Genomic DNA, 18,930 nt, shown 5'->3' with positions numbered 1-18,930 from the left:
CCCGCGCACGAACCGATCCGCGCCCTCCGGGGGCGGCACACGCCAAGGCCTATGCAACCCGAACAACTCAAACCCATCGTGGAAGCGGCGCTGCTGGCGTCGACCCAGCCGATGACGATCGTGCAGCTCAAGGCGATCTTCGGCGAGGACGAGGACATCGGCCCGGACGAACTCAAGGCCGCCCTGGATGCCCTGGCCGCCGATAGTGAGGGCCGTGGCGTGGAGCTGGTGGAGGTCGCCTCCGGCTGGCGCTACCAGGTCAAGCGCGATGTGCACCCCTGGGTCTCGCGCATGTGGGCGGAAAAGCCCAGCCGCTACTCCCGTGCCCTGCTCGAAACGCTGGCGCTCATCGCGTACCGCCAGCCCATCACCCGCCCCGAGATTGAACAGATTCGCGGCGTGGTGGTCTCCTCCAACATCATCAAGACGATGGAGGAACGCGAATGGATCCGCGTGGTGGGTTATCGCGATGTCCCGGGCCGCCCGGCCCTGTTCGGCACCACCCGCACGTTCCTGGATTACTTCAACCTCAAGTCGCTGGATAACCTCCCTCCGCTCTCGGAGATCCGCGACCTTGAAGAGCTCAACCCGCAGCTACGCCTCGAAGGCGATGCGGATGGCGTACCGGCCCGAGCCGCCCTGCCCGATCCGGGCATCGAGGGCGATGACGGCGACGAGGCCGCCAACGAACCGCCCGCCGGCGATGACGACATCGCCGCGGCTTCCCACACTGCCGATGAGGCAGAGAACCCCGACGGTGCCGCCGAAGAAGACGAAGGCGCCGGGCAGAACCCCGAGGAGTCACGCGCATGAATGCGCCACAACGTTCCGTACTTAGCCTGAAGCGCAACGACGCCCCCACCGGTGAGGCCGCGCAGCTCGAAGAGCGCCTGCACAAGGTGCTGGCCAACGCCGGGCTCGGCTCGCGCCGCATGCTCGAGCAGCGCATCCAGGCCGGCGAGGTCGAAGTCAACGGCACCGCCGCCACCATTGGCGCCAGCGTCCACGCCGGCGACCGCGTCGTGCTCGACGGCAAGCAGTTCGTCGTCGCCACCGATAACCGCAGCGATGCCGAAGTGCTGGTCTACCACAAGCCGGAAGGCGTGGTGACCACCCGCGAAGACACCGAAGGCCGCCCCACCGTGTTCGAACAGCTGCCGCGCCTGAAGGGTGCGCGCTGGGTCGCCGTGGGCCGCCTCGATATCAACACCACCGGCCTGCTCCTGCTCACCACCGATGGCGAGCTCGCCAACGCGCTGATGCACCCCAAGAGCGGCCTGGAGCGTGAATACCTCTGCCGCGTGCACGGCGAAGTGCCCGATGAAGTGATCGAGCGCCTCAAGGCTGGCGTGGAGCTGGAAGACGGCCCCGCCCGCTTCGACGAGATCGCCACGATCAGCCGCGGCGGCAGCCACAGCTGGTTCCGCGTCACCATCCGCGAGGGCCGTAACCGCGAAGTGCGCCGCCTTTGGGATTCCCAGGGTTTCCTGGTAAGCCGCCTGAAGCGCATCCGCTACGGCACCGTGGAACTGCCGCGCGCCCTGCGCCGCGGCGATTGCGAAAACCTCGACGAGGCCGCGATCAAGGCCCTGCGCGAGCGTTCGGGCCTGGGCGCACCCGCTCCCGTCCTCACGCTGAGCGCCGTGGTGCACCAGCGCCGCGCGCCGCGCCACGTCACCGAATACCGCCCGGACAAGGCATCCACCGGTGCGTGGAGCTCGGCCCGTCACGATGAAGCCCGCGAGCTCACCGCGTTCGATCGCTTGCGCGACGACACGCCGGGCCGTGGTGGCAAGGGTGGCCGTGGTGGTCGCCCGGGTGGCGGCCAGGGTGGCCGTCGCGAAGTGAACGGCAATGTCGATCGTCCGGATCGCGCCAACAAGCCGCGCAAGCCTTCCTCGCGCCGCGTCGCGCCCGGGCAGGAACTGCCGGCGATGCGCACGTGGTTCGCGGGCGATAGCCGCACCGGCGGCGGCAACGCGAACGGCAACGTGGCGGGCAACCCCAATGGCAACCGCAGCGGCGGCAACCGTGGCCCGCGTACCGGCGGCCAGGGTGGCCAGGGCGGTGGCAACCGTTCGATGGGCCAGGGTGGCGGCGGTAACCGCGCTGCTGGCGGCCAGGGCGGCGGGAACCGTGCCTACGGCGCCCCGGGCGGCGGCAACCGCGCCCAGGGCCAGGGCGGCCCGAGCCGCGCCGGTGGCAACCGCGCGTCGGGTGGTCCCGGCGGTGGCGGTAACCGTGGCCCGCGTGGCCAGGGTGGCGCCGGCGGCGGCAACCGTGGTGGCCAGGGCGGCAATCGCGGCCCGCGCGGTGGCAACCGTGGTGGTAACGGCGGTGGCGGCAACCGCGGCGGCAACTTTTGAGTTTGCCCACCCTTTGGCATAACCCGCGATGTTCCAAATCGCGGGAGACGCTCGCGCTGCTCCAGCAGCGCGGCGTTACGCCTGTAATTGTCGAATACCTGAAGACGCCGCCCTCGGCGGCCGAGCTGGATCGCGTGCTGAAACTGCTCGGCCGTGAGCCGCGTGAGTTGATGCGCAAAGGTGAGGATGAGTACGCCGGTGTTCCGGCCGATGCGGACCGCGCCACGCTGATCCGTTACATGGTGGAACACCCGAAGCTGATTGAGCGGCCGGTGTTCATCAACGGCAAGAGGGCCGCCGTCGGCCGCCCGCCCGAGGCGGTGCTCGATATCGTTTGATTCGGCGCTACGTCGCTGCGTATCGGCGTCATCGCGCCGTAGGGATCGCGAGCAAGCTCGCTCCTACCGTAGGAGCCCACCCTGTGGGCGACATCTTTCGCGCAAAGCTACGGTTATGGCGGCGTGACGCGAAAGATGTCGCGCACAAGGTGCGCTCCTACAGGACGGCATGCTGTTGCGGCATGCCGTTGTTGTTTACCGGTGCCGCGAGGCCAGCTTCGCCACCACCTGCTCAAAGCCGATGCCGCGCGCACGCAGCACCACCATCAGGTGGAACACCAGGTCGGCGGCTTCCCCGAGCAACGCGTCATCGTCTTCAGCGACCGCGGCGAGCGCGGTTTCAACGCCCTCCTCGCCCACCTTCTGCGCCATGCGGCGAATGCCGCCTTCGAACAGCTTCGTGGTGTAGCTGCCCTTCGGCCGCTCATCATGGCGTGATGCGACAAGCGCATTGAGCTCTGCCAGGAAGCCCAGCGCCGGCACCACATCGTTACCAAAGCAGCTCGTGGTGCCCGTGTGGCACGTCGGGCCCGCAGGCAATGCGCGCACCAGCAGCGTATCCGCGTCGCAATCGATCTTCAGGTCCACCAGCGTCAGCGTGTCGCCGGAGGTCTCGCCCTTCGTCCACAAACGCTGCTTGCTGCGGCTGAAAAACGTGACGAGACCGGTTTCACGCGTCTTCGCCAGCGCCGCTTCATCCATGTACCCCAACATCAGCACCTCGCCCGTGCGGGCGTGCTGGACGATGGCGGGTACCAGGCCATCGCCTTTGGCGAAATCAGGGTTCATGCACGTACCTCGATGCCCCGCGCGCGCAGTTCGCGCTTCAGGGCGGGAATGGCGATATCGCCGGAGTGGAACACGCTCGCGGCCAGCGCCGCGTCCACATCGGCATCGCGGAAGACATCCGTGAAATGCGCAGGTATACCGGCGCCACCGGAGGCCACGAGCGGCACGTTCGTTACCGCGCGCGCGGCGCGCAGCTGTTCGATATCGTAGCCGCGGCGCACGCCATCGGTGCCCATGCAATTGAGCACGATTTCGCCCGCACCCAGCGTCTGGACCTCTTCGATCCAGTCCAGCGTGCGCTTGCGCAGTGCCTGCGTGCGCGAGGGATCGCCGGTGTACTGGCGCACGCGCCACTCACCATCGTCGTCGCGCAGGCTATCCACGCCGACCACGACGCACTGCACGCCAAACGCATCGGCCAGCTCGCGAACCAGCGCCGGGCGCTCAAGCGCCGGGGAGTTGATCGACACCTTGTCGGCACCCGCGTGCAGCACCTCGCGCGCATCCTCCACGGAACGGATGCCACCGGCCACGCAGAACGGGATATCGATTTCGCGCGCCACGCGCTCCACCCAGTCACGATCGACCCGCCGCCCTTCCGGGCTCGCTGTGATGTCGTAGAAGACCAGTTCGTCGGCACCTTCATCACGGTAGCGAAGGGCGAGCTCCACGATTTCACCGACCACGATGTGGTCGCGAAAGCGCACGCCCTTCACCACCTGACCATCGCGTACATCAAGGCAGGGAATAATCCGCCGGCTCAGCATGAGGCATCCGCCTTCGTCGTCGTGGCCAGCGCTTCAGCCATCGTGAACTCGCCCTGCAGCAACGAGCGCCCCAGGATCACACCCGCCACGCCCTGCAACGCCAGCGCCGCCACATCGGCCAGCGAACGCACGCCACCGGATGCCTGGACATCCAGGTTCGGGGCGATCGCCGCGACATGGCGGTAAAGCGCCGTATTCGGCCCGGTCATGGTGCCGTCGCGATCGATATCGGTACACAGCAGGTGACGCGCACCGGCCGCTTCGTAAAACGGCAACAGATCGCCCAGCGTGCGGTCCTCGTCGGCCGTCCAGCCCGCGCTGGGCAGGCGCCACTGGCCGTCACGGAAACGCGTATCCAGCGCCAGCACGATGCGATCAGGGCCGTAACGCCCGATCCATGCGGCCACCGACTCCGGCTCACGAATAGCGATGCTGCCCACCACCACCCGCGATACACCTGCATCGAGCAAGCGGCGCACGCCCTCTTCGTTACGCACGCCGCCGCCCGCTTGCACGGCCAGGCCGGCCGCGGCGGCGATCGCCGTGAGCGTGGGCAGGTTTTCAAAGCGCCCGGATCGCGCACCGTCCAGGTCGACGACGTGCAACCAGGTCGCGCCATCGGCCGCGTAGCGCTGGGCGAGTTCGACCGGATCGAAGGCAAACGTGGTCTGTTGCTCGTAGTCGCCCTTGAACAGACGCACTACCTTGCCGTCGCGTAGATCAATGGCAGGAATGGGTAAGGTCATAGCAGTAGAAAATTCCGCAGGAGCTGGGCGCCGACGCTGGCCGAGCGCTCGGGATGAAACTGCATGCCCATGAAGTTGCCCGCCGCGACCACGGCCGAGAACGGCGTGCCGTGCTCACTGGTCACCAGCGTGTAATCGCCCACGGGCACCGCGTAGCTGTGCACGAAGTACGCCGTATCGCCCTCACGCAAACCGGAGGTGAGGCAATGGCCGCCCGTGCTGTGCAAGGTATTCCAGCCCATGTGCGGCACGCGCAGGCCTGGGGCCGTCGGCAAGTGGCGCACGGTAGCCGGCACCACGCCCAGGCATGCGGTATCCGCCTCTTCCGAGCGTTCGCAAAGTAGCTGCATGCCCAGGCATACGCCGAGCACCGGCTGGGTCAGGCCGCGCAACACCTCCACCAGACCCGCCTCGCGCAGGCGGCGCATACCGGGGCCGGCGGCGCCGACACCGGGCAGGATCACATGGCTGGCGGCGCGGATCCGGGCCGGATCCGCGGTGAGTTCCGCATCCGTACCGAGCCGCTGCAACGCATAGCGGACGGAGCCGATGTTGGTGCCACCGGCATCGACAAGCACGACGCTCATTACAGGCTTCCCTTGGTACTGGGCAGCTCGGCGCCCTCGCGGCGGATGGCCTGGCGCAATGTGCGCGCCACGACCTTGAAGCAGCCTTCGACCATGTGGTGCGCGTTCTCGCCGACCACGGTGAGGTGCAGGTTGGCGCCCAGCGTTTCGCACAGTGAGCGGAAGAAGTGCGGCACCAGTTCGGTCGGTACATCGCCGACGCGCTCGCGCGGGAACGTGCCTTCGAACACGAAGTACGGGCGGCCCGAGAGATCCAGTTCGGCACGGGCGGCGCTTTCATCCATCGGCAGCGCGAACCCGTAACGGCCGATGCCACGCTTGTCGCCCAGGGCCTGGCGCAGTGCCTGGCCGAGCGCCAGCGCGCAGTCTTCGATCGTGTGGTGTTCGTCGATGTGCGTGTCGCCGTCGCACTTAAGGCTCAGTGCGAACCCGCCGTGTTTGCCGATCTGCTCCAGCATGTGGTCGAAGAAGCCCAGGCCGGTGTGGACCACGGGATCCGCCACGCGATCGAGGTCCACGCTCACTCGGATCGCAGTTTCCCTGGTCTTGCGCACGACGTTGGCGATACGCGGTGCATCGAGCACTGCATGGGCCACGTTGGCCCAGCTTTCGCCCTGCTCGCCCACGCGGAACCCGCGCACGCCCATGTTGGCGGCGAAGGCGATATCGGTATCGCGATCGCCCACCATGGCCGACTGCGCGCGGCTCCAGCTATCGTCGGCGAGCCAGTGCCGGGCCAGCCCTGTGTTCGGCTTGCGTGTATCGCGGTGCTCGTGCGGGAAGCTGCGATCGATCAGCTGTTCGCGAAAGGTGATGCCCTGCGATGACAGGATCCGCAGCAACAGGTTGTGCGGCCCGTCGAAGGTTTCCTGCGGAAACGATGGCGTGCCGAGCCCGTCCTGGTTGGTCACCAGCACCAGCTCGTACCCTGCGCCGACGAAGCGCTGCAAGGCCGCCACCACGCCAGGCAGCAGCGCCAGCTTCTCGTAGCTATCGATCTGCTGGTCGGCCGGCTCCTCGATGATGCAGCCATCGCGATCGACAAAAAGAATCTTCCGGCTCATGCCGCCACCCCTGCGCGCAGGACAGCCAGCACGCGATCGTTTTCGTTGCCCGTGCCGATGGTGATGCGCAACGCATCGCCCAGGCCCGGGTACTTCGTGATATCGCGCACGACCACGCCCGCGGCGAGCAGCCGCTTGTAGGTGCCGGGTGCGTCGTCGAAACGGACGGCCAGGAAGTTCGCGTGCGAGGGAAGCACTTCGCGCACGCCCGGCAGTGTCGCCAGCGCCACGGCCATGCGGGCGCGCTCATTCAATATCTCGTGCACATGGTGGCGCTGCACGCGGCGCCCTTCATAGGAAAGGGCGGCCAGCGCGGCATCCACGCACGGCGACGGCAACGGGTACGGCGCGATGATCCGGCGCAACAGGCCGATCACCTCGGCCCGCGCGACGAGCGCACCGACGCGTGCACCCGCCAGCGACCACGCCTTCGAAAGCGTGCGCAGCACCGCCACGTGGTCGTACGCGTCGATGAGCTGCGTGGCGCTGGGCGTGCCGGAAAACTCGGCATACGCCTCGTCCACCACCAGCAGCGCCCTGCCCTGTAGCGCCTGGGCCAGGCGCTCCAGCGTGGCCAGCGGCACCAGGTTGCCGGTCGGGTTGTTCGGCGTGCAGACGTATACGATTTTTGTCGCCGGCGTCACCGCTGCTAGGAGCTTGTCTGCGTCCAGCGAGCCGTCGGCCTCGAGCGGCGCTTCCACCACGGCAGCGCCCTGGATACGCGCCGACACGGCGTACATGCCGAACGTGGGCGGAGAGATCACGATGCCATCCTGGCCTGCGCGGCAGAATGCACGGGTCAGTAGATCGATCGCTTCGTCGCTGCCGCGCGTCACCAGCACGCGATCGGGCGTGGTGTCGTACAGCTCGGCCAGCACATCGACCAGGCCACGCGGTTGCGGATCGGGATAGCGGTTCAGGCCATCACCGCCGGGGAAGCTTGGCGGGCGGGCCGATTCATTGGCGTTGAGCAGCACGGTGCCACCGGAGGCCTCCATGCGCGCGCTGGAATACGGCGACAAGGCGCGGATATCGGGGCGGGCCAGATCGAGCACACTCATGCGTCCGCTCCCATCGCTTCAAGGCGCAAGGTCACCGCACGGCGATGCGCATCCAGTTGCTCGGCTGCCGCGAGCGTCGCGGCGCACGGCCCGATCGCGCGCAAGCCTTCCGCCGATGCTTCCTGCACGGTCACCTGCTTCTGGAAGCTGGCCACCGATACGCCGCTGTAACTGCGCGCGTAACCGTAGGTCGGCAGCACATGATTGCTGCCACTGCAGTAATCCCCCAGGGATTCTGGCGTCCATTCGCCAAGGAACACCGAGCCGGCGGAGGCGACGCCATCGAGCAGGTCACGCGGCTTCGCCGTCTGGATGATGAGGTGCTCGGGCGCGTAGCGGTTGCTCACGCGCAACGCCTCCTCCAGGTCGCTGACCAGCACGAGTCGACTCTCGGCCAATGCCCTGGCGGCGACATCGGCACGCGGCAGTTCAAGGCGCTGGCGCTCTACTTCGGCTTCCACGCGATCGAGCAGAGTGGCCGAGGGGCTCACGAGCAACACCTGTGAATCGGGCCCGTGTTCGGCCTGCGACAACAGATCGGCGGCGATGAAGCGCGGATCCGCATCGGCGTCCGCGATCACAAGCACTTCGGACGGACCGGCAGGCATGTCGATGGCCGCGCCCTCAGGGTCGCCGGAAACCTGCAACTTGGCTTCGGTGACCCACGAATTGCCCGGGCCAAACAGCTTGTCGCAGCGGGGCACGCTCTCGGTGCCGTAGGCCATGGCGGCGATCGCCTGCGCACCGCCTAGCTTGAATACCTTGTGCACACCCGTGGCGCGTGCGGCGAACAGCACGGCGTCATCGCACCGGCCGTTGGCTTGCACCGGCGTGCATAGAACGACTTCCTGGCAGCCGGCGATGGCCGCCGGGACGCCGAGCATGATGGCGGTGGAAGGCAGTGGCGCGCCGCCGGCGGGGACGTAGAGGCCCACGCGGCGGATCGGTCGCAGGACACGCTCGACGCGCACACCCGGCGCGGTCTCCACGCTGACGGGGGCGGGAGCAGCGGCGCGGTGGAAGCGCTCGATCCGCTCAGCGGCTTCGCGCACGGCGGCTTTCAGTTCAGGGGCGAGGCGTGCTTCCGCAGCGTCGAATTCTTCATCGGTCACGGCGAGCGCATCGAGCGTGGTGCCATCGTAGCGCGCCGTCAGCTCACGCAGCGCTTCGTCGCCACGTGCGCGCACATCGGCCACGATCGCTTCCACGCCGGTGCGCAACGAGGGCGAACGCGACTGCGCCGGCCGTGCAAGCGCGGCGGCGCGGCCCGGCTCATCCAGGGTGTTCCAATCGATCCGCTTCATGCCAGCATCTTCTCCACCGGCAGCACCAGCATGTCGCGGGCGCCAGCGCGCTTCATGTCTTCCAGCTGCCGCCAGCTCACGCTGCCGGCGCAAAGTGCCTGCAACACCACCTGGTCCGGCGCGCCATCGACGGCCGTGAGCGTGGGTACGGGCAGGCCCGGCAACAGGCGGGTGATCGCATCCAGTGCATCACGCGGGGCCTGCATCAGGATCAGGCGCGAATCGCGCACCTGGATCACGCCATCCAGACGGCGCAGGAGCAGTTCGGCGATCTCACCGCGCTCATCGCTGGGCAGCACCTTGTGGCCGGCGAGCACCGCTTCGCTCTCGACCACCACGGCTGCTTCGCGCAGCTGGTTCGCGACGAGTGTGGCGCCGCTGGACACCAGGTCGCAGATGGCATCGGCGGTGCCCAGGCGCGGGGCGATCTCCACCGAGCCGGCAAGGAAGACCACCTTGGCATCGACGTTGTTCACGCGCAGCCAGTCACCGAGCAACCCAGGATAGGACGTGGCGATGCGCTGGCCGTCCAACTGGGCCGGGCTGTCGTACGGTTCGTCGTGCGGCAGCGCGATGGAAAGGCGGCAGCTGCCAAACCCGAGCGGGCGCAGCTCATCGAGCCCCGTGCCTGCTTCCGGGTTGGACAACTGGAATTCGCGCAGCACGTTGCGGCCGACGATACCCAGGTCACACACGCCCTCGGCGATCAAGCCGGGAATATCGTCGTCGCGGACCAGCAGCAGGTCCACGGGCTCGCCTTCGCCAAAGCAGAACAGCTTGTCGCGGCTCTGGCGGAACTTGAGGCCGCAGCGGGCCAGCAGTTCCTGGGCGGGTTCGGTCAGGCGCCCGGATTTCTGCATCGCGATGCGCAGGCGGTCACGAGGCTTCATGCGGTGGGCTCCCGGTTACGGCGGGCGGCAGCGGCCATGTAGCCGCCTGCCCCCTGGTTCAGATAGCGGGCGACGCGCCCGATGGTGGTGATGCTGACGGCGGTGCGCTCGTGGATCTCCCGGTACGAGAGCTTGTCCAGCAGGTACGGCACCACCCGCCAGCGGTCGACCATGACCTCGATCTCGGCCGGGGTGCACAGGTCATGGAGGAAGGCCCGCATCTCATCCACCGTTGAGAGCGCCAGCAGCGCCTCGCACAGGCTGGTTTCGGCCGAGTCGGCCGGGGTTTCGGGGTCCAGGGAGCGTCGCTTCATAATGTACTAACGCGTTAATACGATAGCCCATTGTAGGCCGGCAACTACACCGTGGCAACACACCCCGGAATTCGCCGACAGAAGATTGCGCTTTTGTTCCATATACCCGGCGCCGCGCGGTCGCCAAGATGAAAGGCACATCCGCTGGAGCCAAGAGCCGTACGCATGACGTGTCCCGTTGTCATCGCCGACGATCAGCCGGTCGTCGTCGCCGGAGTCGAAACCATCCTCAAGAAGCATCGGTATACCGTCGTCGCCCGTGTCCACGATACCGATACCCTCCTCCAGGTCATGGAGGATGTGGATTGCGAGGTGCTGGTCACCGACCTCTGCCTGCCCGATGGCCGCCAGGCCGATGGCGTGGCGCTGATTCGCCGCATCCGCATCATCCGCCCCGATGTCGGCATCGTGGTCATGACCCACCTCGCCAACGTCGCCACGCTGCGGCTGTTGCTCGACCTGGGCGTGGCGGCCTTGTTCGATAAGCGCGCGAACCTGCGCGATATGCCGTCGGCCGTGCATTCGGCGAGCCTGGGCCGCACGTTCCTCAGCCCGGCCATCCGGCGGGCGTTCCTGGCGGCCGATCGGGCGAACGCATGCCGGAACAACAGCCTGTCACCGCGCGAAGTCGCGGTCCTGCGTGCGTATTCGCAAGGGCTTTCACTGGCCGATATCGGCGCGCGGATGCTCCGTAGCATCAAGACCATCAGCCGGCAGAAGCGCTCGGCCATGACCAAGCTGGGCCTGCAGAACGATGCGCAGCTCTACCAGTACCTGGCCAACATGCGCGCCGGACTGATCGATGGTTTCACCGAGTTTGACGACGAGGAGGACGCCTTCGATCCCGAGGCCAGCTCGCTTGGGCCGGATGAGGATGAAGACATGGTCGCCGCTGCGCTCGCGGCACCGCCTGCGGCCGGGGCACCCGGGGCGGCGGCGAAGACAACCTCCGCGCCGGCAGACAGGGAGCCCACCGGCGCGCTGGCGGGCAGCGCTTAGGCGTCGCCCGCCACCAGGCGGCCCGAGGCCACCAGATCGCACATCAGGCGCACCTCACCATCCATCGCGCGGTCGCGCTGCATGAAGGCGATGTGCTCGCGCAGGTTCGCCAACGCGCGGCGCACCGTGACGCCGCCATGGAAATCCTCCGCCGATGCCAGCGCATCCATCAGGGCGCGCACCTCTTCTTCGAAGCGCGGGTAATGCGGCGAATCGGCGCGCGGCGCACCGGAAATCTTCGAGGCCAGCGCCTGCCAGTCGCCACGCAGTGCAAGCGTACGGGCTGCGTTGAGCATGTCCTGGCGGTACTCCAGGGCCTGCGCCGCCGTGTACAGCTCCATGGCCAGCACATGGCCGAGGTCCTCGGTCATCTCCAGCACGTGGCGGGCCTCGTTCGCGCCCATGGAGACGTGATCTTCCGCGTTCGCACTGGTCGGCACCGAGTACACCGATGCCGGGTGCGCGCGCGTCGCCAGGTCGTTCACCAGCGCCGCCGCGGTGTACTGCACGATCATGAAACCGGAATCGGTGGCGTCTTCGTTACCGATGAGGAACGCCGGCAGGCCATCGTTATTCGCCGGATCCACCAGCTTCGCGGTACGGCGCTCGGAGATCGAGGCGAGCACCGGAATGGCGGCCTTCACGTAGCTCATGGCGAGCGCCAGCGGCATGCCGTGGAAGTGGCCTGCGGAGATCACCTGGTCTTCGATGACTTCGGCATTTTCCGCATCCGGGAACACCAGCGGGTTATCCGTCACCGCATTGAGTTCCACATCGAACACGCGGCAGGCCTGCTCCCACGCATCGCGCACGGCGCCGTGCACCTGCGGTGCGCAGCGCAGGCAGTAGGCATCCTGCGGCTGGTGCTTCTTGCCACCCTTGAACGGCAGGAAGCGCGAGTAGAACGCCTCCTTGCCATGGCGCTGCGTGGCCGGGACCCAATCCCAGCCGATATCGAAGCGGTAGGCCTGCTCCGCCGGGTCCGCCCACGAATCCGACAGCCACGGACGGAAGCGCGGCACCAGGTGGTACGCGATATCGGCGAGCGTGGAGCCCTCGAGCAGGCGGCGGAACTCAGCGGCCGAGGCGACCTGCCCCGGGTGCGGGCGCAGCGCGTGCACCTCTTCCGCATAAGCGCCGGTACGACCAGCGAACGCATCGAGCGTCATGGCCAGCGCCAGGTCGGCGGTCTTGATCAGGGTTTCCAGGGTGGCCAGCGCGAGCACACCCGTGGCGAGCATCTGCGTGGTGCCGTTGTTCAGCGCCAGGCCTTCCTTGAACGAGAGACGCACCGGCTCGAGGCCCGCACGCTTAAGGGCTTCCGCGCCGGGGATACGCTCGCCTTCGTAGAAGGCTTCACCACCACCGAGCAGCACGATGGCCAGATGCGAAAGCGGCGCGAGGTCGCCACTGGCGCCCACCGAGCCCTTCTCGGGAATGACCGGGATGACGTTGCGGTTGAGCAGCTCAGCGAGCGCGCGCAGCGTTTCGACGCGGATACCCGAATGGCCACGCATCAGCGTGTTCACGCGGATGGCGAGCATGGCGCGCACCACGTCCACGGCGAACGGCTTACCCACGCACACGGCATGGGTGATGATCAGGTTGTGCTGCAGCTCCTCCATCAGCGTGCCTTCGCGCGCCTCGGGGTTGCCGCCCGGCAGCTCATCGCGCACGCGGTGCGCGCCCAGCAGCTTGTCCGCATTGCTGCCGAAGCCGGTGGTCACGCCGTAGATCGGCTCACCACCACCCACCTTCTCCGCGAGGAAATCCGCGGCGCGCTTTACCTTGACCAGCTGCGTCTCATCGAGGGTGATGGAGGCGCCCTGGCGGGCGATGGCGACAACCTGGGCGCGGGTGAGGCTGCGGCCGTCGAGGAGGATGCTGGTGGTCATGGCGTACTACCGTGGGGGTGAGGTGCAACCAAACAAATGAATGTAGGAGCGCGCTTGCGCGCGATGGGGGTTCGCGGCGAGCACCCAATCGCGCGCAAGCACGCTCCTACAGGTTCCGGGAACGCCCCGGCGTTACCGCACAATCAACGGCCGATTTCGGCCTGGGCCAGCTCGACGCGGAGCGTCTTCACCAGATCGGCGCGCGCGACCTCGAACTGGTCTTCGCGGCGCAGGTCCTTCACGGTGACGACGCCCTTGGCGATTTCGTCCTCGCCCAGCACGATCACGAAGCGGATGCCTGCGCGGTCGGCGTACTTGAACTGCTTGCCCAGCTTGCCGCCTTCGAGCACCACTTCCGTGGCGATACCGGCGGTACGAAGCTCGTTGGCCACCGCCAGGTAGGCCGGCATCTGCGCCGCATCCATCTGGGTGACCAGCACGTCCACGGTGCTTTGCGCGGTGGAGACCAGACCCGCGTCGCGCAGCTGCCAGTAAAGGCGGGTAAGGCCAATGGAAATGCCCACGCCCGGCAGGTGCGACTTGGTGTACTGGCCGGCCAGGTTCTCGTAGCGGCCGCCGGAGCAGATCGAACCGATGCCCAGGTGTTCATTGAGCGTGGTTTCGTACACGGTACCCGTGTAGTAATCCAGGCCGCGCGCGATCGAGAGGTTCAGCGCGAAATGCGTTTCGGGCACGCCGAAATCGCGAATGAGGCCGAGGACTTCCTTCAGTTCCGCCTTGCCTTGCTCGAAGGTTTCCGAGCCGCTACCGAGGGCATCGAGCTTGGCGAACGCATCGTCGACCGAGGTGGAACGTACCTGCACGAAGGCAAGGATCTTTGCGGCGACATCCTGCGACAGGCCGAAGGCCTCGCCGGTCAGCGTATCGCGCACGTAATCGGCGCCGCGCTTGTCCAGCTTGTCCACTTCGCGCAGCACCAGCATCTGCTGCTCGGGATCGGCCACGCCCAGGTTCTCGAAGTAACCGCGCATGAGCTTGCGGTTATTCAGCTGGATGGTGAACGCGCCGATGTTCAGCTCGCGGAACACGCTGTAGATCACGGCCGGGATCTCGGCGTCGTAACGCACCGAGAGGCTGTCCTTGCCGATCACATCGATATCGCACTGGTAGAACTCGCGGAAGCGGCCGCGCTGGGCGCGCTCGCCGCGGTACACGCGCTGCATCTGGTAGCGGCGGAACGGGAAGCTCAGGTCGTGCTCGTGCTCGGCCACGTAGCGGGCGAGCGGCACGGTCAGGTCAAAGCGCAGTGCCAGCTCGGGCACACCGCCCTGCTCCTTGTCGGCCGCGTTGAGCGAGCCGGTGGACTGCACGAAATACACCTGGCGCTCGGTCTCACCGCCGGTCTTGGTCAGCAGGACATCGCTATGCTCGATCACCGGCGTTTCGATAGGCAGGAAACCGAACCGCTCGTAGTTACGGCGGATGGTATCGAGCATGCGCTGGAAGGCGATCTGGTCGAGCGGCAGGAGCTCGAGGACACCAGGCATCGTGCGGGCCGGGGTGAGTGCCATGCAATTCCTCTTGGGGCTGTACGTAGGCCGCCATGCGGCAGCCCCATAGAGTAACAGATGGCCGCGGACGGCCCCGCGCGCGGTTTGTAAAAAAAGTGAGACAACCTGTTGCCAAGGGTGCCGGTCATGGCTAATATACGCGGCTCCCGTCGGGGTGTAGCTCAGCCTGGTAGAGCGCTACGTTCGGGACGTAGAAGTCGCAGGTTCGAATCCTGTCTCCCCGACCAATCGATTCATCAAAAACACCGGCCATTGGCCGGTGTTTTTGTTTGTGCGTGCGGTAGCGCCGGGGTCTCAACCTACCCGCGACACCGGGAAATCAGGGCGGGCTGGACAGGGCGAAACGGGATTGCCCTGCCCACACTCCCTGATGACGTCCCTCGCCCGTGTACAAGCCACCGGCGTAGTCCAGCACCTGATAGCTGGGATCCACCGGCAAAGCGGCAAAATCGAACTGACTATCGTCCACCAGGCGCACCTTCCCCTTACCCGCGTCGAAGCGGCCAAGCTGGAAATCGGGCTCCGGCAGGCCAGGCATATCCGACATGCCATCGGTCAACATGACAAGGCCACCGGGCTTTACGGCGGCCGCCGGGTTAGTGATGGACATGCCGCACGATGTCACCAGCTGCAGATCCAGCCGGGAGGCGGGGCCGCCGAGCGCTCGCCGCAACCTGGCCAACGCATTGCGCAGCACCTGCTCGTCGTGATCCAGGCACACCTCGAGCCCCACACTCATGCCATCCCAGTACACCAGGTTATCCAGGAACTGGTCGGGGTTCAGGTTGTAACTGTAAACGGTCGTCGGATCGCGGTTGGCATGCCACTGCTTCGGCGGCCCATCGATCCGCGAGATGTAATGCTTCTCCATCAGCACGTAACGGGCACTGTCATCGATGGGATCGCGCAGGCCACGCAGCATGATCGCGGTGTTCAGCAGGTTCGGGCGGCCGGTGACATGTTGATCCGGCAACGCGGAACAAATGGTCCCCGCCACGATGGTCCAATCCTTGAACAGCGATGTCCCGCTTATGACCCGATCCAATTCTTGCGCGAGATCCTGCCGCGCGGATTCAGGATACGAGCCGAAACTGGTGGCGGGCTCGAACGCGCTTGCACCGACCTCTTCGGGTGACGCCTTGCGGAAATAAAACTCCGGCGCGATGAATACCTTCAGGGTACCGGGATCCTGCATACCATCCTGGTTCTGGTATTTCTCTGCGGTCCAGTAAAGCACGTTCACCAGGCGCTGTGCGCGCGCCTGCAAATCACCATCCGCGAGCGTGATACGCGGTGCGCCGCTCATCGGCTGAACGATGCCCGGGGATGTGGGATAAAACGTCGGCACCATGTAACTCAAAGGCAAAAGCGAGGTGTATCGGGACATGGCTGCATGCTCCGTCATGGGTGGAATGAAGGACGACCCATGAGGCGCGGAGTGGGCTGGGGCTCCGCCGGGTCCATCCGGGTTGGCCGGGTGCCGGCCGCTAGCCCACTTCCTCGATCAGCCAGTAGATTTCCTGGACTGTCTGTAATGCGATGGTCTGGTCTTCCGCGGCGATGGCGGCCAGCGGAAGCAACCCGGGCACGGTGACGCCGGGAAACAGCGTGATGGGCACGCCGTTGGTATCGGGGGAAAGCGGCTTCGGCTCGGGCACGTTCGCAAAGCCGTGGCGCAATGCCGATACCGCGAAGCCCAACGCGATCAGCGCAAGGATCACGACGATCGTCACGATGAGCTTGATCGGTGGCAGCGGGATCTTCTGGATAAGGCTCGCAATGAAGCCAATCGCGATCAGGCAATCGATGTTGAGCGGGCTACTCAATGTGCGCGCAAGCTCCGTCTGCACGAGCTCGCCCGCCTGCTGGCGAATCATCACGCCGTAGCGCTTGCCCTTCACCACCACCGGCACATCGACATGCCGCGCCAGGCGCGTGTTATCGGTCGCGCTATAAGCTATGCGGCACATGCCGGGCACGATGGGCGCCGGGGGCGATACCGTCAGCCAGGGTGCGTCATGCCCGGGCAACGACACCTCGCTGGCGTCCGCGCGCACGATGAAGAAATCGCCCGGCGGTGCTTGCGGCGTGCCCGCCTGCGTGTAGGCACCGGGGAATGCGACGATCGCCAGTTGCTCCGGTAAGGGGCGCGGTGCGGCGTTGTCATTCATGCCGATCACCCTGCGCCGGCCGCAGCGATCGCGGTGGTTTCATAGGCGGCCAGTCCTTCGATGATCGCGCCCGCGCTGAGCACCAGCGAACCGAATATCAGTGGCGTCGCCTGGTTGCCCAGTATCTCCATCATGAAGGTGTAGCCCGCTTCGGCCTCGGGCAGCGCTACTGCATTGAGAGCGTTCGCGGCGGCGAGCGGCGTATCGACGATGGAACCACTGGCGGCCATGTCAGCGCCCCGGTGCCGGCGGCAGGTGGTAGAGCGTGCGGATGCGATCGAGCACCTTGTTGTTCTCTTCCGTGATGATGCGCATCTGTTCGTCGGCATTGCCTTCCACGCCCAGCAACGCGATGTTCGTGGCGACTTTGGTCATCGATTCGGCGATGTCTTCCACCACCTTGCCGAGTTGCGCAATGGTTTCCGGCTGGCTCATGGCGTCTCTCCGGGCGGTGGCGTGGCGTGATGTGGCGGCGCGGGATCGCGCAGCAGGAACGGTTCGTTGACGAAGCGGCCGTTGATATAAGCAATGCAATCCGCGAACGATGCCGGACCACAGACGGCATCGTCACCAGCCGCCGCGGCGGGCAGCACCGAAAGCACACCCTGCACGCGCGCCCTTACGACGCAGTACTCGCCGGCCTGCAGGTTGGCATCAAAACTTTGCTTCAATCGATCATTGATCTGGTCGATGAGCATGCGGTTGAACTCTTCCATGCGGCGTCTCCGCTCATTTCGTGTCGCCGAATGCGGCAGTGGACGCCTTGAGATCGGCGATATCCTGGGCAAGCGCACTGGACGTCAGCACGACGGTCGTAGAGCGCGCGAGCTTCGGCCCCGGTGTATCCACGGTCATCACCGCGCGGCTGAGGATCATTTGCCGCAGACGGTTCAGCGCATCCTGGTGGGATACCTGCGCGCGTGCGGCCACGGCACTGGCGCTCACCTGGTTACCAAGGGCAAGGTCAGTGATCGCCGCGCCCTGTTGCGCAGCCGCCAGTGCATTCATGGTCAACACACTGGGCAAGGGGCCGTTATCCGGGCCACCTTCGGTAATGCTGATCTCGACCGCCTCAACCGTATCCATGTAGCGCATACCCCCTTGGTTGCGGGGCGGCACCGTTGCCGCCCCGCCCTTCTTCCCGCATCACGGTTACCGGGCTTTCCTGATCCGGATGTACGCACCCCGGCTGGTATCCACCCGAACATCCACCGACTCCCGCGTGAAGCTGCCCGGCACGAAGATCTCCGGCAGCTCACCCCTGAGCACGACGATGACCAGGCGGCCGTTTTCGTCGATGGTCAGTTCGAGATCCCGCAGCCGGTGGTGGTGGCGGTGGCCACCCTCACCCTTGGCGAAAGCCTCAATGACCGACTTCAGATCAGCGATGGAATCCGCCAGCTCGTTGTTGGTGAGCACATCCACCGCCGAACGAGCCGCCAGCGGGCCCGGGTCGCTCACGGTAGACACGGCCTTGGCGACCAGTGGCAGCGTGATCTCGTTACCCGCCTGCTGGTTCGCCACCGCGTTTTGCCGACCGAGGTTGTTAGTGGAAACCACGTTCGAATAAGCGAGGTTGGATAACAGGGCGGGCTGCTCGGCGATCGCCTTGAGGTTGCCCGTCGCCACGGCGGTGACAATCTGTTCATCAAGCATGTTCTGCACTCCGATGTGACGGCCGACCTACCGGCTTACTTGCTCGCGAACGCCTGCACCGTCGCCTTCAGGTCGGCAATGGTTTCGGCCAGCTCGTTGTTGGTGAGGATGTCCACCGCCGAGCGCGCCTCGAGGGGGCCGAGGTTGCTGATGGTGTTCGAGGCCTTCGCGACGATGGACAGGCCCAGCTCGTTCATCGCCTGCTGGTTGGCCACCGCGTTCTGCTGCGAGAGGTTGGTGACGGCCACCGTGTTCGAGTAGGCCAGGTTGGAGAGCATCGCCGGCTGTTCGGAGATGGACTTGAGGTTGCCGATCGCAACGGCGGTAACGACTTCTTCGGGCAGAGCGGCCATGGTGTGGCTCCTTAGTGAGTGACGTGATTAATGGAAACGACTTGCCTGCTTGGGCCCCTGTGAAGGGCATCCAGCGCACTCATGCACGATGAATGCGC

Annotated in this window: 23 protein-coding genes and 1 tRNA gene; 5 read left to right on the top strand and 19 right to left on the bottom strand. The window is 66.3% G+C overall.

From position 1 onward, the window contains the following. The first annotated feature begins 51 nt into the window (after window positions 1–51). The 3 genes from scpB to arsC are packed head-to-tail and all read left to right on the top strand — an operon-like array spanning window position 52 to window position 2,704. Window positions 52–813, top strand: a complete 762-nt coding sequence (gene scpB, locus L2Y97_RS07025) for an SMC-Scp complex subunit ScpB (protein WP_247434777.1) — start codon at window positions 52–54, stop codon at window positions 811–813. Beyond that, window positions 810–2,366, top strand: coding sequence for a pseudouridine synthase (locus tag L2Y97_RS07020; RefSeq protein ID WP_247434774.1), 1,557 nt, complete (start codon window positions 810–812; stop codon window positions 2,364–2,366). The genes scpB and L2Y97_RS07020 overlap by 4 nt, the downstream gene beginning before the upstream one ends. Further along, entirely contained in the window at window positions 2,363–2,704 is a 342-nt protein-coding gene (gene arsC, locus L2Y97_RS07015; protein ID WP_247434771.1) for an arsenate reductase (glutaredoxin), read from the top strand. Before L2Y97_RS07020 ends, arsC begins: the two co-directional genes overlap by 4 nt. 195 nt (window positions 2,705–2,899) lie before the next feature. Here arsC and hisIE read toward each other — a convergent pair whose 3' ends face one another. From hisIE to L2Y97_RS06970, 9 genes are read right to left on the bottom strand one after another with little or no spacing between them, the layout of a single operon-like run. Continuing rightward, entirely contained in the window at window positions 2,900–3,493 is a 594-nt protein-coding gene (hisIE, locus tag L2Y97_RS07010; RefSeq protein WP_247434768.1) for a bifunctional phosphoribosyl-AMP cyclohydrolase/phosphoribosyl-ATP diphosphatase HisIE, read from the bottom strand. Next, window positions 3,490–4,260, bottom strand: a complete 771-nt coding sequence (gene hisF, locus L2Y97_RS07005) for an imidazole glycerol phosphate synthase subunit HisF (RefSeq protein ID WP_247434766.1) — start codon at window positions 4,258–4,260, stop codon at window positions 3,490–3,492. The genes hisIE and hisF overlap by 4 nt, the downstream gene beginning before the upstream one ends. Beyond that, entirely contained in the window at window positions 4,254–5,006 is a 753-nt protein-coding gene (hisA, locus tag L2Y97_RS07000; RefSeq protein WP_247434763.1) for a 1-(5-phosphoribosyl)-5-[(5-phosphoribosylamino)methylideneamino]imidazole-4-carboxamide isomerase, read from the bottom strand. The genes hisF and hisA overlap by 7 nt, the downstream gene beginning before the upstream one ends. Further along, on the bottom strand, window positions 5,003–5,593 hold the full coding sequence (gene hisH, locus L2Y97_RS06995) for an imidazole glycerol phosphate synthase subunit HisH (protein WP_247434760.1): 591 nt from the start codon (window positions 5,591–5,593) through the stop codon (window positions 5,003–5,005). The genes hisA and hisH overlap by 4 nt, the downstream gene beginning before the upstream one ends. After that, window positions 5,593–6,657 carry a bifunctional histidinol-phosphatase/imidazoleglycerol-phosphate dehydratase HisB gene (gene hisB / locus L2Y97_RS06990; protein ID WP_247434757.1) on the bottom strand — a complete coding sequence of 355 codons (1,065 nt, stop codon included), beginning with the start codon at window positions 6,655–6,657 and terminating at the stop codon, window positions 5,593–5,595. The genes hisH and hisB overlap by 1 nt, the downstream gene beginning before the upstream one ends. Then, window positions 6,654–7,718 (bottom strand): histidinol-phosphate transaminase, encoded by a 1,065-nt coding sequence (hisC, locus tag L2Y97_RS06985; protein WP_247434754.1) that lies wholly within the window; start codon window positions 7,716–7,718, stop codon window positions 6,654–6,656. The genes hisB and hisC overlap by 4 nt, the downstream gene beginning before the upstream one ends. Continuing rightward, complete coding sequence (gene hisD / locus L2Y97_RS06980) at window positions 7,715–9,022, bottom strand: histidinol dehydrogenase (protein ID WP_247434751.1); 1,308 nt, start codon at window positions 9,020–9,022, stop codon at window positions 7,715–7,717. The genes hisC and hisD overlap by 4 nt, the downstream gene beginning before the upstream one ends. Continuing rightward, window positions 9,019–9,912: an ATP phosphoribosyltransferase gene (gene hisG, locus L2Y97_RS06975; protein ID WP_247434748.1), complete on the bottom strand. Its 894-nt coding sequence runs from the start codon at window positions 9,910–9,912 to the stop codon at window positions 9,019–9,021. The genes hisD and hisG overlap by 4 nt, the downstream gene beginning before the upstream one ends. Next, window positions 9,909–10,226, bottom strand: coding sequence for a YerC/YecD family TrpR-related protein (locus tag L2Y97_RS06970; RefSeq protein WP_247434745.1), 318 nt, complete (start codon window positions 10,224–10,226; stop codon window positions 9,909–9,911). The genes hisG and L2Y97_RS06970 overlap by 4 nt, the downstream gene beginning before the upstream one ends. Before the next feature lie 165 nt (window positions 10,227–10,391). On the opposite strand from L2Y97_RS06970, the gene L2Y97_RS06965 reads away from it, so the two are divergent. Further along, the gene (locus L2Y97_RS06965; RefSeq protein ID WP_247434743.1) at window positions 10,392–11,225 is read left to right on the top strand and encodes a response regulator; all 834 of its coding nucleotides are present in this window, start codon (window positions 10,392–10,394) and stop codon (window positions 11,223–11,225) included. Here L2Y97_RS06965 and L2Y97_RS06960 read toward each other — a convergent pair. Together L2Y97_RS06960 and hisS are read right to left on the bottom strand one after the other, a co-directional pair. Further along, window positions 11,222–13,120, bottom strand: a complete 1,899-nt coding sequence (locus tag L2Y97_RS06960) for an HAL/PAL/TAL family ammonia-lyase (protein ID WP_247434740.1) — start codon at window positions 13,118–13,120, stop codon at window positions 11,222–11,224. The genes L2Y97_RS06965 and L2Y97_RS06960 overlap by 4 nt on opposite strands. A 143-nt stretch (window positions 13,121–13,263) precedes the next feature. Next, a complete protein-coding gene (gene hisS / locus L2Y97_RS06955; RefSeq protein WP_247434739.1) occupies window positions 13,264–14,652 on the bottom strand; it encodes a histidine--tRNA ligase in 1,389 nt (462 codons plus the stop codon). 150 nt (window positions 14,653–14,802) lie between these two features. On the opposite strand from hisS, the gene L2Y97_RS06950 reads away from it, so the two are divergent. Further along, window positions 14,803–14,879: transfer RNA gene (locus tag L2Y97_RS06950), tRNA-Pro, on the top strand. A 92-nt stretch (window positions 14,880–14,971) separates the two neighbouring features. Here the strand turns inward: L2Y97_RS06950 and L2Y97_RS06945 are convergent. The 8 genes from L2Y97_RS06945 to L2Y97_RS06910 all read right to left on the bottom strand — a co-directional run bounded on the left by L2Y97_RS06945 (window position 14,972) and on the right by L2Y97_RS06910 (window position 18,832). Next, complete coding sequence (locus tag L2Y97_RS06945; RefSeq protein WP_247434737.1) at window positions 14,972–16,039, bottom strand: hypothetical protein; 1,068 nt, start codon at window positions 16,037–16,039, stop codon at window positions 14,972–14,974. 100 nt (window positions 16,040–16,139) lie between these two features. Next, a complete protein-coding gene (locus L2Y97_RS06940) occupies window positions 16,140–16,823 on the bottom strand; it encodes a hypothetical protein (protein ID WP_247434734.1) in 684 nt (227 codons plus the stop codon). A 5-nt stretch (window positions 16,824–16,828) separates the two neighbouring features. Continuing rightward, window positions 16,829–17,053 (bottom strand): hypothetical protein, encoded by a 225-nt coding sequence (locus L2Y97_RS06935; protein ID WP_247434731.1) that lies wholly within the window; start codon window positions 17,051–17,053, stop codon window positions 16,829–16,831. A gap of 1 nt (window position 17,054) precedes the next feature. Continuing rightward, window positions 17,055–17,258 carry a Ras family protein gene (locus L2Y97_RS06930; protein ID WP_247434728.1) on the bottom strand — a complete coding sequence of 68 codons (204 nt, stop codon included), beginning with the start codon at window positions 17,256–17,258 and terminating at the stop codon, window positions 17,055–17,057. Continuing rightward, a complete protein-coding gene (locus L2Y97_RS06925; RefSeq protein WP_247434725.1) occupies window positions 17,255–17,539 on the bottom strand; it encodes a hypothetical protein in 285 nt (94 codons plus the stop codon). Before L2Y97_RS06925 ends, L2Y97_RS06930 begins: the two co-directional genes overlap by 4 nt. A gap of 13 nt (window positions 17,540–17,552) precedes the next feature. Next, window positions 17,553–17,909, bottom strand: coding sequence for a hypothetical protein (locus tag L2Y97_RS06920; protein ID WP_247434723.1), 357 nt, complete (start codon window positions 17,907–17,909; stop codon window positions 17,553–17,555). 66 nt (window positions 17,910–17,975) lie between these two features. After that, a complete protein-coding gene (locus L2Y97_RS06915) occupies window positions 17,976–18,479 on the bottom strand; it encodes a RebB family R body protein (protein ID WP_247434720.1) in 504 nt (167 codons plus the stop codon). Between the two features lie 35 nt (window positions 18,480–18,514). Continuing rightward, window positions 18,515–18,832 carry a R body protein gene (locus L2Y97_RS06910; protein ID WP_247434718.1) on the bottom strand — a complete coding sequence of 106 codons (318 nt, stop codon included), beginning with the start codon at window positions 18,830–18,832 and terminating at the stop codon, window positions 18,515–18,517. Window positions 18,833–18,930: the final 98 nt, after the last annotated feature.

Origin of the sequence: Luteibacter aegosomatissinici, assembly GCF_023078495.1 — a bacterium.
Classification (GTDB): Bacteria; Pseudomonadota; Gammaproteobacteria; order Xanthomonadales; family Rhodanobacteraceae; genus Luteibacter; species Luteibacter aegosomatissinici.
The sequence above is the reverse complement of the archived record's forward strand: the minus strand, read 5'-3'. Positions and strand labels throughout refer to the sequence as shown.